12 protein-coding genes and 2 pseudogenes are annotated in these 15,578 nt (G+C 49.6%); 11 read left to right on the forward strand and 3 right to left on the reverse strand.

The genetic code is table 11. The features are described from left to right. Positions 1–124: 124 nt before the first annotated feature. Positions 125–903: pseudogene (locus ACTWJ7_RS03305) on the reverse strand (ABC transporter ATP-binding protein). An 84-nt stretch (positions 904–987) separates the two neighbouring features. After that, positions 988–2,189: pseudogene (locus ACTWJ7_RS03310) on the reverse strand (MFS transporter). 141 nt (positions 2,190–2,330) lie between these two features. Between ACTWJ7_RS03310 and ACTWJ7_RS03315 the strand changes: the two are divergent. From ACTWJ7_RS03315 to ACTWJ7_RS03365, 11 genes are all read left to right on the forward strand, one after another. Continuing rightward, entirely contained in the window at positions 2,331–3,224 is an 894-nt protein-coding gene (locus ACTWJ7_RS03315) for a helix-turn-helix domain-containing protein (protein WP_301880477.1), read from the forward strand. Positions 3,225–3,693: 469 nt separating this feature from the next. After that, positions 3,694–4,614 (forward strand): ABC transporter permease, encoded by a 921-nt coding sequence (locus ACTWJ7_RS03320; protein ID WP_301880475.1) that lies wholly within the window; start codon positions 3,694–3,696, stop codon positions 4,612–4,614. 29 nt (positions 4,615–4,643) lie between these two features. After that, complete coding sequence (locus ACTWJ7_RS03325; RefSeq protein WP_063565907.1) at positions 4,644–5,525, forward strand: carbohydrate ABC transporter permease; 882 nt, start codon at positions 4,644–4,646, stop codon at positions 5,523–5,525. Positions 5,526–5,791: 266 nt separating this feature from the next. After that, the gene (locus tag ACTWJ7_RS03330) at positions 5,792–7,174 is read left to right on the forward strand and encodes an extracellular solute-binding protein (RefSeq protein WP_443145123.1); all 1,383 of its coding nucleotides are present in this window, start codon (positions 5,792–5,794) and stop codon (positions 7,172–7,174) included. Between the two features lie 31 nt (positions 7,175–7,205). Further along, the gene (locus ACTWJ7_RS03335; protein WP_301880472.1) at positions 7,206–8,189 is read left to right on the forward strand and encodes a LacI family DNA-binding transcriptional regulator; all 984 of its coding nucleotides are present in this window, start codon (positions 7,206–7,208) and stop codon (positions 8,187–8,189) included. A gap of 44 nt (positions 8,190–8,233) precedes the next feature. Beyond that, the gene (locus tag ACTWJ7_RS03340; RefSeq protein ID WP_301880471.1) at positions 8,234–9,346 is read left to right on the forward strand and encodes a glycoside hydrolase family 88/105 protein; all 1,113 of its coding nucleotides are present in this window, start codon (positions 8,234–8,236) and stop codon (positions 9,344–9,346) included. Next, the gene (locus ACTWJ7_RS03345; RefSeq protein WP_301880470.1) at positions 9,343–10,419 is read left to right on the forward strand and encodes a pectinesterase family protein; all 1,077 of its coding nucleotides are present in this window, start codon (positions 9,343–9,345) and stop codon (positions 10,417–10,419) included. Before ACTWJ7_RS03340 ends, ACTWJ7_RS03345 begins: the two co-directional genes overlap by 4 nt. Positions 10,420–10,791: 372 nt before the next feature. Next, positions 10,792–11,088 carry a carbohydrate-binding protein gene (locus ACTWJ7_RS03350; protein ID WP_443145124.1) on the forward strand — a complete coding sequence of 99 codons (297 nt, stop codon included), beginning with the start codon at positions 10,792–10,794 and terminating at the stop codon, positions 11,086–11,088. Continuing rightward, complete coding sequence (locus ACTWJ7_RS03355; protein WP_443145125.1) at positions 11,010–11,768, forward strand: fibronectin type III domain-containing protein; 759 nt, start codon at positions 11,010–11,012, stop codon at positions 11,766–11,768. The genes ACTWJ7_RS03350 and ACTWJ7_RS03355 overlap by 79 nt, the downstream gene beginning before the upstream one ends. An 8-nt stretch (positions 11,769–11,776) precedes the next feature. Next, complete coding sequence (locus ACTWJ7_RS03360; RefSeq protein WP_443145126.1) at positions 11,777–12,361, forward strand: hypothetical protein; 585 nt, start codon at positions 11,777–11,779, stop codon at positions 12,359–12,361. Continuing rightward, positions 12,362–14,461: a glycosyl hydrolase family 18 protein gene (locus ACTWJ7_RS03365; protein ID WP_079348097.1), complete on the forward strand. Its 2,100-nt coding sequence runs from the start codon at positions 12,362–12,364 to the stop codon at positions 14,459–14,461. A gap of 220 nt (positions 14,462–14,681) precedes the next feature. Here ACTWJ7_RS03365 and ACTWJ7_RS03370 read toward each other — a convergent pair whose 3' ends face one another. After that, on the reverse strand, positions 14,682–15,527 hold the full coding sequence (locus tag ACTWJ7_RS03370) for an aldo/keto reductase (protein WP_024629737.1): 846 nt from the start codon (positions 15,525–15,527) through the stop codon (positions 14,682–14,684). Between the last annotated feature and the right edge of the window lie 51 nt (positions 15,528–15,578).

Here is a 15,578-nt window from a genome sequence, read left to right on the forward strand (position 1 = left end):
TTTTGAATCCCTTATTTAAAGGGGAAAATCCGGGGATAAAGGCGAACGCTCTGCTTCTTCAGGTTATTTCTGTCCTCTCCGTTATCGTGTAAATGTTTAGTTCAATTTATATAGATATAGAAAATTATTTATCCGATGCTCTTACATAGACACGTTCTCCATGCCGATCCACATCCACAGGGGATTCAAAAAAGTTACTCAATACGTCACGGTTCATCAACTCGCTGGTTAATCCGCTATTCACGATCTCGCCCCGGCGAAGCAGCAGGCTGTGACTGAATACAGGCAATATTTCCTCCGTATGATGGGTCACGTAGATGAGCGAAGGGGTATCCGGCTTCTGCGTCAGCTCGTTGATACTTTCCAGCAGCCGCTCTCTGGAGAACAAATCAAGCCCATTGCAGGGTTCGTCCAGAATGAGAACACGGGGGTTAGCCATCAGGGCTCTGGCGATGAGCAGCTTCTGCTTCTCCCCTGGGAACAGGTGCGATATTCGCGATCCCACAAATGCTGACAGCCGAGCGTATGCATCAATTCCCGTGCTTGATCCAGATCCTCGTCTGACAGTTTATCGTACAGTCCAATGGTGGCGTGTTTGCCGCTGATGACAACATACTGTGTGCGATCGGTACCATATAATTTCTCCTGAAGGGAGGAGCTGACCCAGCCGATCGACTTCCGTAGCTCGCGCAAATCCACATCTCCGTAACGGTGTCCAAGCACGGTTATCGTACCTTCTGTCGGCCAGAGATATCCGGTGATCATGTTCAGGAGTGTGGTTTTACCGGAACCATTCAGGCCAAGCAGTGCCCAATGTTCGTCTTCGTTTACACGCCAGCTGACATCGTTCAGCAGGGTGATCGGTCCCCTTTTCCAAGTAACATGCTTTACATCAATGATCATGGGTTATTCCTTCCTTCTGTTAACCTCTGTCTCAATTATCCTGACCTTATTGTAGTCACAAAACGACTGACGTTTCAATGCATATTAGGCGTTCCGTGGCCGATCCCGGCGCAGGAATACAGCACACACCCCGAGCAGCGGCAAAAAGGAACATAGCTTGATGACGAATGAAATGCTGGTCACGTCAATCAGGGAACCGAGCACAACCGATCCAAGTCCTGCCATACCAAATGACAGACCGAAGAACAATCCCGATACCGTCCCAATATGACGCGGCAGCAATTCCTGCGCATACACTATGATGACGCTGAATCCTGACATCAGAATCAGTCCGATGATGCCGCACAGCACCATGGATAGAGCAGGTCCCGCATAAGGCAGCAATAGTGAAAATGGTGCAGTACCCGCAATGGAGAACCAGATCATCGGTTACGTCCATAACGGTCAGCCAAGGGGCCGCCGAGCAAGGTGCCAACCATGCCAGCAAATTGCAGAACGAACAGGCAGATCTGAGCTTGCGAAAGAGGCAGGTTATACGCATCGGCGTAATAAAAAGCATAGTATCCGGTCATACCGGCAATATATACGAATTTGGAAAACAGCAGCAGGATGAGAATACCCATTGTAAAAGCGATAAATCCCCGACTTACATGCTGGGCAGCAGGCTGCACAATGCCGTTTGCCTGTACAGGCTGTTGCTGACGGCTGCGATTGTCCGCCAATTTGTCTCTATACCAGCGGCTAACGGAAGACTGGATAAAGATCCCGATCAGGGCAAAGGCCATCAGCCACAGAAAACTAAGCTGCCCATGCGGGAGCAGGATAAAGGCAACGAGCAATGGGGCGAGAGCCTGACCGGTATTACCACCGACCTGGAAGATGGACTGTGCCATTCCGCGACCGCGACCAGCGGCCAGATGGGCGACACGTGAGGATTCGGGATGAAGAATGGATGAGCCTATGCCGATCAATGCTGCGGATACTAACAGCATCCATAACTCGGAAGACAAGGCAAAGCCGAGAACACCAATCAGGGAGAATAACATGCCGCCGGGAAGCAGGATCGGCATCGGTTTGCGATCAGACATATAACCGACCAGCGGCTGAAGGACCGATGCGGTAATATTCAATGTGAAGGCAATCCAGCCCATCTGGGCGAAACTGAGCTGCATGGTTTGCTGAAACAGCGGGAAAGCAGACGGAACAACGGTCTGCATCGCATCATTCAGCAGATGGGCGAAGCTGACCCCGGCAAGCGCCCAATTGGCGGAGTGATTGATTTGCATTTTGCTTACAGCGGCTTGAGCCACGGGAGATCACCTCGAATTATTTTTTACCATGATAAAAGATACAGGCCGCTATTGTCTTTGTGAAAAGTGCTTGGAAAGTGAGCACGATTTGCTATAATGTCAGCAGGTGAGGAAACGATGGAATTAAATATGATGCTGAATGGATTGGAATTGTGGAAGGCTTCTGGCGGATTCGCCAATGAACCCCATGTGCACGATGACTGGTATCAGGTAACGATGCCTGTAAGAGGCGAGTGTCATCTGGTGCAGGAACAGCAGACATATCCTCTGCAAGCAGGATTGGGGATTATTGCCCATCCCCGGATGGAGCACTTTTTCGAGATTGGTGCGGATTCCGCGGTTATCGTTATCAAGTTTCGCAATCCGCCAATTGGCGGATTGGAGGATTCAGATCAACAAGGAGCGCAGACTGAGTTTCGGACCACACAAACCTTCGATCCGGCTGAGATCAGCAGACTGTTTCGAGGCTGGAACGCCATTTTGCTGGACGATGCGCCCGAACCATTGCAGATACAGGAAACGGAGCTTGCGGTAGAGACATATCTTGGACGGATGCTGACCGGTCAACAGAATGGGAGTAGCCTGAAGCTGGCAGCCACAGGAATGGGTGGGGAAGGGAGTTCGGGCGGGAGCCTGGTTTACGGGCAGCTTCGGAATCTGCTTCAGCGAACAAGCGCCAACGGCGGCGCGTTCATTGACCCCCATATGCAGCGCGTGCTGGAGTATATATACAGTGACTATACAAGTCCAATGGACATCGAATCCATGGCGGCGGTTGCGCACCAGAGCAGATATCATTTTATGCGTTCCTTTAAGGCACTGACAGGTTCAACTCCGTATCAGTACGTGCTGAATTTGCGTGTGGAGGAAGCGACCCGACGACTGCGCCATACAACAGATTCGGTGACCACCATCAGCTTTGGGCTGGGGTTCTCCAATGTCAGTCAGTTCTACAGAGCGTTTCAGCGAGTGACGGGTGTAACACCGATGGAGTATCGGAACCAGATGTAGAAATCCGAAGACGTTGGGCCATAAGTACACTTTTTGAAAAATAAAACAATCCTGCGCTGCGCCAGAACGCTGGCGGAGGAAGGACAAGAGCCGGGCAGAACGGAAGAAAACGTTCATTGCCCTTTTTTTCTCTCCTTTTTGCCACTAGCAGGTCACCCTGACCAACAAAACCATGCAGTTCTCTGTGCAGGCATACACTGATTTTTGTTGTTGCCAAACCAGATGGACTTTGCTAAGATGGGAAAAATAGTTTATGTAAGCGTATACATTAAGGGTAAAATTACAACGTTGTAATTATGGATTTATGTTTATATCTATGTCTTTAATCGTTTTTTATTTGTATTAATACTCCATTCAAAAAGGGATTTAATGGGTTTTTATTTAAGGGGATGACCTGAATTATGCATGAAGTGGTATGTTTATGTCCAAAAATTCAAACGTTGTAATTTTAATGCGAAGGAGAGTCTAAATGGTGAAAAATCACATGTCGACGCTATTCAGCCTGATCAAACGGGATAAGGTTTTGCTGCTGATGTTCTCACCCATTTTTCTGTATTACGTCATCTTCATGTATGTTCCGATGCCTGGCATGCTGCTGGCCTTCCGCAACTTCATGCCAGGGCAGGGAATGTTCAGCGGGGAATGGGTTGGCCTAAGGTGGTTTGATCAGTTTGTGAACTCCATCTACTTCTGGAGGCTGCTGCGCAACACGTTTTTGCTCGCTTTCCTGCCACTCCTGTTCGGCTTCTCCATCCCCATTCTGTTCGCCGTCTGTATTGTGGAGATCAAGAATCAGACGTTCAAGCGGTTCGCCCAGACCGTCACCTACCTTCCGCATTTCATCTCCACCGTCGTGGTCGCGGGCATGATTATCAACTTCCTGTCACCCACTGACGGGATCGTGAACACCTTGATTGCCAAGCTCGGTATGGAGAAAGTGAACTTCATGATGGACGCCGGGTGGTTCCGAACGATATTCACCAGCTCTGATATCTGGCAGAGCTTTGGCTTCAGCTCCATCATCTACATTGCAGCCATTATGGGCATTGACCCCGAAATGTATGATTCCGGCAAAATGGACGGCGTCAACAAATTCCAGGAGCTATGGCACCTGACACTTCCAAGTATCAAACCAACGATTGTCATCCTCCTGCTCCTGTCGCTTGGCGGCATTATGAGCGTAGGCTTCGAGAAAGTATATCTGCTCTATAACGGTGCTACCTATGAGACCGCAGACGTGTTATCCACCTACGTATACAGGATGGGGATTGAAGGACAGAACTACGGATTTGCGACAGCTGTCGGCCTATTCAACTCTATTATCACCTTTGTGCTAGTGTTCGCGGCTAATACGATGACCCGGCGCCTGACCAAGATGTCACTCTGGTAAGACCATATCCCGACCCAAAGGAGACCTGTATGCAAAAATCAAGAAGTGACCGGTTATTCTACGGATTTGTCTACCTGCTGACTATATTGGCTGTCGTCGTTACGCTGTATCCTTTCCTGTATGTGATCAGCATTTCATTCAGTTCGGTTGATGCGATCGACAAACAAAAGGTTGCGTTGTGGCCGGTAGGATTCACCTTGTCCGGGTATAAAATGGTGCTCCAATACCGGGAGTTGTGGGTGTCCTTCTATAACACCCTGTGGTACACCGTTATAGGTACACTGCTGAATATTGTAGCTACGTGCCTCGCTGCATTTCCGTTATCCAGACAACAATTTTTCCTTCGCAGAAAGCTGAACTTTTTCATTGCCTTCACCATGTATTTCTCGGGTGGACTCATCCCGGTCTACATGCTGATTACGTCACTCGGGCTGTACAATACGCGATGGGTGATGGTGCTGCCCGTGCTGGTCATTACGTTTAATGTCATGATCTGCCGCTCAGCCTTCGAGGGTATTCCGAATGAAATCTTCGAAAGTGCAAGCATAGACGGGGCCAATGAACTGACCATGTTATACCGTCTAGCAATACCCATCATCAAGCCAACGCTTGCCGTGCTGACGTTATATTACGCCGTATTCCACTGGAACAACTTCTTCTCAGCCCTGCTATATCTGGGCAAACAGGATATGCAGCCCTTGCAAATGTTCCTGCGCAGAGTGCTGATCATGGCATCACCGGAGGTCATGCAAAAAATGGGTGGCACGATGACCACAGGCGCGCTGGCGGTGTCCACACTTCAGGTTCGGTATGTGTCGATTGTGGTCAGCATTCTGCCAATCGTTACGATCTACCCTTTTATCCAGCGGTACTTCGTCAAAGGGATTACCCTCGGAGCCGTGAAAGGATAGCCTTATTGATCACCATGCATCACCCAAGATTGTTCATAACGAGGAGGAATAACGGATGATAATCAGAGGGGCCGGAAGAAAAGTGTTCTCGCGGTGATACTTGCCATCAGTCTCGCCGCATGCAGCAGCAGTACAGGAGCAGGGGGAGACAAGGAAAGTGCTTCAACAAGCTCGGAACCAGCGTTTAACTACACAGGGCAGGTCCGGTAACCGACCAGAAAGATGCCAAGCTGTCGATTCTCGGGACCAACGCATGGACGACCAACGTGGATCTCTCGACTGCCGAGATTGTGAAGAAAATTGAGAGCAATGCTGGGGTAACGGTCGATTGGGATCTCATCCCGCCGCAGAACTACGCGGATGCGGTGAATCCAAGGCTTGCGGCTGGAACGGGATTGCCGGATATCGTCTATTTGCCGGATCAGGATCAGCTCATGAAATACATTAACAGTGGTCTGTTTATTCCGCTGAATGATCTGGTAGAGAAGTATGGCGTGAATCTCAAAAAAATATACGACAAATCCCCATCCGTCAAAGCCAGTTTAACGACGCCAGATGGTAAAATGTATTATGTTCCGCAGCAAACGCTTACGAAGAACTACATGCCATTGTTTATGGTGAATGAACGCTGGTTGAAGAAGCTGGGACTGAACGAACCTACGACACTGGATGAGTTCACAGCGATGCTGCGCAAATTCAAGACAGATGACCCGAACGGTAACGGCGAGGCGGATGAAATACCATTGTCCATGGAATCCAAGTTTGTGCCGATGGCATTTGGCCCTGCTTTTGGCCTGGATCTGTCCAATCAGTTCTATGCCGATGACCAGGGTAAGGTGCATTTCAGCTATTATGAGCCTGCCTACAAGGAATATCTCACATACCTGAATGGGCTGTACAAAGAAGGCCTGCTCGGGGTGGACTATGCCAGTACGACAAGCGATCAGGTGACCTCCCGCATCTCACAGGATGTAACCGGAGCCACGTTTAATTTTAGCTGGTACATGTCGATGGTCTACAGTCCGCTGTTCAAGGATTATGATCCTGCGGAGCCCATCTTCAAAGGCATTCTGCCACTAAAAGGACCGCATGGTGACCAGTTTTATATTGGACGTACAGCCGTGAGTGGCATCTTTGGAATCTCCAAGGACAGCAAAAATCCGGAGCTCGCCTTCCGTTTCCTGGATTATGCGGTGAGTGAAGAAGCGCAAACGTATTATACGTGGGGAATCAAGGATGATACGTATACTGAAGAGAATGGCGTGAAGACATTCACGGACAAAGGCAAGGATAACGACTATATCCAGAAACTCGGCATTGGTCCCGTGAATCTGCCGAACATTCAGTCTACGGACTCGGCGGATTCCGTTGTGGCTGAATGGCATGCCAAGCTTGACAAGGAACTGGAGCCTTACATCCACGAACCGTTCCCATTCGTATATGCTCTGCCGGATGAGGCGAGTGTAGAGAGCATGTCCATGCCGGATATTACGACATATGTGGAAGAGATGAACTTTAAATTTATAAGCGGAGATACCAGTCTGGATCAGTTTGACAATTATATTGAGACGCTGAAAAAAATGAACATTGAGCAGGTTATTGCCGGCAGACAGGCGCAATATGACCGGTATAAGGCTGCACAGCAATAAGCTTCCCAAGGGTTGAGAGGTGTGGATTGATTTGATAACCATTAAGGACATTGCCAAACTGGCGGGAGTGAGCTACAGCACGGTATCCAAGGCGCTCAACGGTGATCCCCGTATCAAACCGGCGACGCGGCAGAAGGTGCTCGCGGTTGCGGAGAAGCATCAATATCGAAAAAACATTATGGCACAGCAGCTTTCCACCGGCAGAAGCAACATTATCGGCTTTGTTCTTGATGAACTGAGCAATCCGTTGTTCTCGAATATATCGGGCAATCTGCACGCAGAGTTGAAGAAGCGGGGATACCAGATGATTTTGGTCGTCGCGGATGATGGGCTGGATGTTTTTAGCCAGCTTCGCGTAGATGGATGCATTCTGTGGGATTATGCGCTGGATAATCGGGATGCCTTCTGGAAAAAGTTCGCGACACTTAACATGCCGTGTTTTGTGCTTGGTACAGATGAAGCCCCGAACTCCCCTTATATCAAGATTGACCGGAAAGAGGGCATATACAAAGCGGTTGAGCATCTGAACTCACTGGGACATAGCCGGATTGGTTTCATTGGCAACTCGCAGAATATCAAGCTTGAAGGGTATCGGGAAGCTTTGCAGCGCACGGGTCTTGAATTTGATCACCGCCATGTGCTGCCTGCACACTCCTCCTGGGAGGACGGATATTTTGCTATTCGAAATTATACGTTTGAACCCGATTCACCAACGGCATTTATTGGCTTGAACAACCTGGTGACCCGAGGTGCGCTGAGGGCTTTGCTGGAAGCAGGCTACAGTGTACCCAATGATATTTCGTTAATCGGTTATGATGATCTGCCGGATATGCAGTATGCCGAGGTGGCACTGACAACCATTGGTCCGCCACTGGATGAACTGGCCGCACAGGCGGCAGAGTTGATCGTATCGTTGATCCGTGATGAGCATGTGGATTATCCGGTCGTCATTCAGCCGCAGCTGAATCATCGCAATTCGACAGCCGTTTGTCGGCAGCAGGTGTCTGAGCATTAAGGATAGGCTGAGTACAACATTCAAGGTCCAGGGAGGGTTCTTTTATGCAGGTACAAATGCAGTTATCTTGGTCGGAGCGAATAGCGGAGATGATTTGCCGGCAATGTGATGGAGAGGGCTATCATGTGTTTCCTTCGGAACGGTGGGCTTATGTTCAGGGGATGACGTTAATGGCAATGGCACGCATCGGCAAGCAATACGGCAAGGACGAGTATGTTTCTTTTATGAAAAGACATATGGATCTGTATATTCAGGAGGACGGTTCCATCGGAACGTATTCCCTGGAAGAGTACAACCTGGATCAGATCAATCAGGGCAAGAACCTGTTCGAACTGCTGGAGACCACCGGGTATCAGCGATATGCTGAAGCCGCACACCTGCTCGCAGCCCAGCTTGCAGGACAGCCCCGAACATCGGAGGGTGGATTTTGGCACAAAAAAATCTATCCGTTCCAGATGTGGCTGGATGGGTTGTATATGTCGTCGCCATTCCTGGCGCAATATGCCAAGACGTTTGATCGGCCTGATCTGTGGGATGAAGTGGCTCATCAGATTTTGCTGATTGAACACAAGACGCGTGATCCGCGCACAGGTCTGCTCTATCATGGCTGGGATGAATCGAAGGAGCTGATCTGGGCCGACTCCGTAACCGGATGCTCTTCGCACTTTTGGAGTCGGGCGATGGGCTGGTATGCGATGGCGATCGTGGATAGTCTGGAGCACTTCCCGATCCATCATCCGAAACGGGGCACAATCATTGGCATCTTCGAGCGTATGTGTCATGCCTTGGTTCGTGTACAGGAGCAGGAGAGCGGACTCTGGTTTCAAGTGCTGGACCAGGGATTCCGCAGAGGCAATTATCTGGAAGCTTCCGGTTCAAGCATGTTTGTGTACGCCATGGCAAAGGGCGTTCGCTTGCGTTACCTGGAGCCGCATTTCAGGCAGGCCGCAGAGAAGGGATGGCAAGGACTGACGTCCCGGTTGGTGGAAGAAACAGAGGAAGGCGTGAAGCTGAACGCGATCTGTCACGGGGCAGGGCTGAGTCTGGATCGGGATGGTTCGTACAGTTATTATGTCGGCGAGCAGATTGTGAGTGACTCGTTCATGGGCATGGCACCGCTCCTGCTGGCTGCGCTGGAAATGGAGCGATTGACATGAACAAACCTCTGTCACAAGGAGCGAATCTGGATCTGTACAGGAATGGTTACCTGGTTGCTGCGGACGGAAGTGGCGATTTTTCCACTATTCAGGCTGCCATTAATGCGATTCCGGCCGACTGCACTGAAAAGTATACAATTCGTATAAAGCCAGGCACCTATGTTGAAAAACTGCACATTGAGAAGCCAATGGTCCACCTCATGGGTTCGGGAGCCGATCAGACCATCATCACGTATGATGATTACGCGCTCAAGAAGTTCCCGAACGGGGAGTTGTATCATACCTTTCATTCCTACACGGTCTTTATCGGTGAAGATGATTTTACCGCAGAAGGGCTTTCCTTCGTAAACTCGGCTGGACCTGGTGGTGAGGTTGGTCAGGCGTTGGCCGTCTACGTGGATGGGGATCGGGCAGCCTTCCGGCATTGCCGATTTATAGGTCACCAGGACACGATCTTTACCGGACCGCTGCCTGAGCAGCCGATGGACCGGAGTTTCTTCGGGGGGCCGCGTGACGGGGCGGAGCGGCGGAAGCTGCGTCAATATTATGAGGACTGTTACATTGAGGGCGATGTCGATTTTATTTTCGGCTCGGCTACGGCGGTGTTCCAGGGGTGTGAGATCTTTGCAAAGAATCGTTTATCGGATTCAGCGGCGGCGGAGGGAGATGTGAACGGCTGGATTACCGCTGCCTCTACACCCGAGGATGTACGTTATGGCTATGTGTTTATCGATTGTGACCTAACCAGCAATGCCCCCGCCCAGTCCGTATATCTGGGCAGACCATGGCGTAATCATGCCAAAGTCTGCTTCCTGAACTGTTGGATGGGCGCGCATGTGAAGCAGGAGGGCTGGCACAATTGGAACAAGACCGATGCGGAAGCGACGGTTGCGTACGTTGAATATCATAGTGCGGGGCCTGGGGCCGGAAGTGTGATGGGGAGAGTTCCATGGGCGAAAATACTCAGTGAGCAGGAAGCGGCCGAATACGCTGTGCCTGTTATTTTATCCGGCGAGGATGGGTGGCAGCCTTTCGAAGGTATGCTGTCATTTGAACAGCTTCCTCGAAATTAAAATAAACGTGGTAATACATCCGTTACTTTAAAATAAAAAAGGCCGTCTATCACGTCTCTTAATGACGTGGTAGACGGCCTTTTGCCCGGTATATTACATTTTTCGCCCCCCATAGAAATAATTTATCCCTTATCTCAATTGCATTTTACTGATTAAATACAGGGTGAGGATCTGTAAATTCCCTGTAAAATTTGGTTGATGCCTGCAAAAGAGAAAACGAGAGGGAAGGTCCATTTTGATAAGGAAAGGGAGTGAAGCGACGCTCATCGTAAGACGGTTATACATGCTCTATAGATCGCGGATCACATGTAAGTGCACCAGTGAAGCATGGTTTGCAAGGTGAAAATAACCTTAATACAGGAGGGATTTTGCTTGAATCAAGCTGTTCGATTCCGCCCGGTCATTACATTCGCTTTGGCATTTCTTCTGATTATTACGTGGTTTGCACCAAGAGCAGACGCCGCTGCCCAGTGGCAGGCAGGCACCGCATACAAAAAAGGAGATCTAGTAACCTATTTAAATAAAGATTATGAATGTATTCAGCCCCATACGGCTTTGACCGGATGGGAGCCCTCAAATGTACCCGCATTGTGGAAATACGTCGGGGAAGGTACGGGAGGGGGACTCCAACTCCGGATACGACACCACCTTCCGTTCCTGCAGGTTTAACCTCATCCTTCGTCACGGATACATCGGTCAATCTTACCTGGAACGCATCCACGGACAATGTGGGTGTAACCGGATATGAAGTGTACCGGAACGGTACTCTCGCGGCGAACACTTCAACAACTACGGCTGTAGTAACAGGACTGACAGCCGGCACCACATATGTTTTTACAGTCAAAGCAAAAGATGCGGCAGGCAATCTGTCCGCTGCAAGTACCTCTCTCAGCGTTACGACTTCCACCGGACCTTCGAATCCTGGGCCAACCGGCAGTAAATGGCTGATCGGCTACTGGCACAACTTCGACAATGGCTCTACCAATATTAAACTTCGCAACGTGTCAACAGCCTATGACGTTATTAATGTCTCCTTTGCCGAGCCGATCTCACCCGGCAGCGGAACGCTTGCTTTTACTCCGTATAACGCTACGGTAGAAGAGTTCAAGTCGGACATTGCATACCTTCAGAGCCAAGGGAAAAAGGTACTGATCTCCATGGGAGGAGCCAATGGCACGATTGAGCTCACGGATGCGACCAAGAGACAACAGTTCGAGGATTCCCTAAAATCCATTATTTCGACTTATGGATTCAATGGCCTCGACATCGATCTTGAAGGAAGCTCCTTGTCTCTAAATGCGGGGATACCGACTTCCGTAGTCCAACGACTCCGAAGATTGTTAACCTGATTAACGGCGTGAAAGCGCTTAAATCACATTTCGGTGCCAATTTCGTTCTAACTGCTGCACCGGAAACGGCCTACGTACAGGGCGGATATCTGAACTATGGTGGTCCTTGGGGGGCGTATCTTCCAGTGATTCATGCCTTGCGCAATGACCTGACCCTGCTGCATGTGCAGCACTATAACACCGGTTCGATGGTGGGACTGGACGGCCGCTCATACGCTCAAGGGACAGCCGATTTCCATGTCGCCATGGCCGAAATGCTGCTTCAAGGCTTTAACGTAGGCGGAAGCTCGGGTCCATTCTTTAGTCCTTTGCGACCGGACCAGATTGCGATTGGCGTACCTGCTTCCCAGCAGGCTGCTGGAGGTGGCTATACGGCGCCAGCTGAGCTGCAAAAGGCATTGAATTATCTGATCAAAGGAGTATCATACGGCGGTTCCTATACATTGCGCCAGCCTGCAGGCTATGCCGGTCTCAAAGGCATTATGACCTGGTCAATCAACTGGGACGCATATACAAATAACCAGTTCTCGAACGCACATCGTCCATTCCTGAATGGGCTTAGCACGCAAAAGACAGAGGAGGTTGTGTATTAAATGATAAATTTAAATAAACACACTGCGTTTAAGAAAACTGCAAAGTTTTTCCTTGGTCTTTCCTTGCTCTTATCCGTTATTGTTCCTTCTTTTGCACTCCAACCTGCTACGGCCGAAGCAGCAGATTCTTATAAAATTGTTGGGTACTACCCATCCTGGGCTGCGTACGGGAGAAACTATAATGTAGCCGATATCGATCCGACCAAAGTGACGCATATCAACTATGCGTTTGCCGATATTTGCTGGAACGGCATTCATGGAAATCCAGACCCTTCGGGACCCAATCCTGTAACCTGGACCTGCCAGAATGAAAAAAGCCAAACGATCAATGTTCCGAACGGAACGATTGTGCTCGGCGATCCATGGATCGATACGGGCAAGACCTTTGCAGGGGATACGTGGGATCAGCCCATTGCAGGCAATATCAATCAGCTGAACAAGCTGAAACAAACCAATCCTAACCTGAAAACAATTATCTCCGTCGGAGGATGGACGTGGTCCAACCGCTTCTCTGATGTAGCTGCGACTGCTGCAACTCGAGAGGTCTTTGCGAACTCTGCCGTCGACTTCCTGCGGAAGTACAATTTTGACGGGGTAGATCTGGACTGGGAGTACCCGGTATCCGGCGGACTTAATGGTAACAGTAAACGTCCTGAAGATAAGCAAAACTACACTTTGCTCCTGAGCAAAATCCGTGAAAAGCTGGATGCAGCGGGAGCTGTGGACGGCAAGAAGTATCTGCTTACGATTGCAAGCGGTGCGTCTGCGACCTATGCTGCCAATACGGAGCTTGCAAAAATTGCTGCCATCGTCGACTGGATTAACATTATGACATACGATTTTAACGGGGCTTGGCAAAAAATCAGCGCGCATAATGCGCCATTGAACTATGATCCTGCGGCTTCAGCCGCTGGCGTGCCAGATGCCAATACATTTAATGTGGCTGCCGGAGCACAAGGGCATTTGGATGCAGGCGTACCGGCTGCTAAACTCGTGCTTGGTGTTCCATTCTACGGCCGTGGCTGGGATGGATGTGCACAGGCAGGCAACGGCCAGTATCAGACGTGCACGGGTGGTTCTTCCGTTGGAACATGGGAAGCAGGCTCCTTTGACTTCTATGATCTGGAAGCCAATTACATCAACAAAAACGGATATACACGTTACTGGAATGACACGGCCAAAGTGCCATATCTCTATAATGCGTCCAACAAACGCTTTATCAGTTATGACGATGCAGAGTCCGTTGGATATAAAACGGCTTATATCAAGAGCAAAGGGCTCGGCGGAGCGATGTTCTGGGAGCTCAGCGGTGACCGTAACAAAACACTCCAAAACAAACTGAAAGCCGATCTGCCTACCGGAGGTACAGTGCCACCAGTAGATACGACGGCACCAAGCGTACCAGGAAATGCCCGTTCGACAGGCGTGACGGCAAACTCGGTGACGCTGGCATGGAATGCTTCAACAGATAATGTAGGTGTGACAGGCTATAACGTCTATAATGGCGCTAATCTTGCGACAACAGTAACCGGAACGACCGCAACGATCAGCGGACTCACAGCGGGTACGTCATATACCTTCACGGTAAAAGCAAAAGATGCAGCAGGTAATCTGTCTGCAGCCAGTAATGCAGTAACCGTAAGCACTACGACTCAGCCGGGAGGCGATACACAAGCGCCAACTGCACCGACAAACCTTGCTTCCACCGCGCAAACGTCCTCCAGCATAACGCTTAGCTGGACGGCATCCACAGATAACGTGGGTGTAACGGGTTATGACGTTTACAACGGGACAACACTGGCGACAACAGTAACCGGAACGACGGCAACAATCAGCGGGCTTGCGGCCGATACATCGTATACGTTTACGGTAAAAGCAAAGGATGCAGCAGGCAATGTGTCTGCAGCGAGCAACGCGGTGAGCGTGAAAACCTCGGCAGGAACGACGAATCCCGGCGTTTCCGCTTGGCAGGCAAACACAGCTTACACTGCAGGACAACTGGTCACATATAACGGCAAGACGTACAAATGTTTGCAGCCCCACACGTCCTTGACAGGATGGGAACCATCCAATGTGCCTGCCTTGTGGCAGCTTCAATAGTTAAAAATTTGAATACAACATTTTTAATTAAGCGAGCAGTGTTCGTGTAGATTGGCTTGTACCGCTAAACCGAAGAAGATAAGAAAATGGAAGACGAAAAACCACCGGCTCTTGATCCGGTGGTTTTTCGCTATAGTATGCCAAAGCAGGCTCCAAACAGGTTTTGCCCTACTTATTTTTTTATCTGTATATCAGGCTTGGACTAATCAGAAACCTTCAATTAAAAATCAAAGTTATCCGGGTCAGGTCCAACGCGAACGTCTTCGTTCAGGGCGCTAATGCGATCCATCTCATCATTGGACAGTTCAAAGTCGAATATGGAAGAGTTCTCGACAATGCGTTTTTCTTTGGTGGACTTCGGAATGGTGATGACACCGTTCTGCAAGTCCCAGCGCAGGATGACTTGTGCTACCGATTTACCTTTCGCAGTGGCAATCTCGGTCAGGACCGGGTTGTCCAGAAGTTGACCCTGCATCAGCGGGGACCATGCTTCGAACTGAATTCCATTGTTTTCACAGAACGCTTTAAGATCGACTTGAGTCAGACGAGGGTGGTACTCCACTTGATTTATCATTGGTTTCACTTCGGCATCCTGCATCAGATCTTCAAGGTGATGGATCTGGAAGTTGCTGACGCCAATGGCTTTGACGCGTCCTGCTTTGTACAGCTCCTCCATCGCTTTCCATGCACCTTTATATTTACCTGCCTTTGGCCAGTGAATGAGATACAGGTCCAGGTATTCCAGTCCCAGTTTGTTCAGTGATGTTTCATAAGCAGCAAGCGTCTCCTCGTATCCGAGGTCTTCGTTCCACACTTTGGATGTGACGAACAGATCTTCACGCTTCAAATTATTTTCTTTTAGCGCCTCGGCAATCGCTTGACCTACACCCGATTCGTTGCCATAGATAGCGGCTGTATCAATGCTGCGGTAACCGTGAGCAATGGCTTGTTTAACAGCCTCGATTAATTCGGCTCCTTCTTCTACCTTAAATACGCCAAGTCCGAACCAAGGCATATGAACACCGTTATTTAAAGCTACTGTGGATTGTAAATGTTGTGCTGTCATGTGAAGTCCTCCTCATAGTATGAACCAAAATAATAGTAATGATGTAAAACG

The organism is Paenibacillus sp. 1A_MP2 (genome assembly GCF_052244825.1).
Lineage (GTDB): Bacteria > Bacillota > Bacilli > Paenibacillales > Paenibacillaceae > Paenibacillus > Paenibacillus vandeheii.

Coding starts and splice junctions, on each gene's coding strand:
- ACTWJ7_RS03370 (WP_024629737.1), bottom strand. CDS start 15,527: ATGACAGCACAACATTTACAATCCACAGTAGCTTTAAATAACGGTGTT.
- ACTWJ7_RS03345 (WP_301880470.1), top strand. CDS start 9,343: ATGAACAAACCTCTGTCACAAGGAGCGAATCTGGATCTGTACAGGAAT.
- ACTWJ7_RS03325 (WP_063565907.1), top strand. CDS start 4,644: ATGCAAAAATCAAGAAGTGACCGGTTATTCTACGGATTTGTCTACCTG.
- ACTWJ7_RS03320 (WP_301880475.1), top strand. CDS start 3,694: ATGGTGAAAAATCACATGTCGACGCTATTCAGCCTGATCAAACGGGAT.
- ACTWJ7_RS03365 (WP_079348097.1), top strand. CDS start 12,362: ATGATAAATTTAAATAAACACACTGCGTTTAAGAAAACTGCAAAGTTT.
- ACTWJ7_RS03340 (WP_301880471.1), top strand. CDS start 8,234: ATGCAGGTACAAATGCAGTTATCTTGGTCGGAGCGAATAGCGGAGATG.
- ACTWJ7_RS03315 (WP_301880477.1), top strand. CDS start 2,331: ATGGAATTAAATATGATGCTGAATGGATTGGAATTGTGGAAGGCTTCT.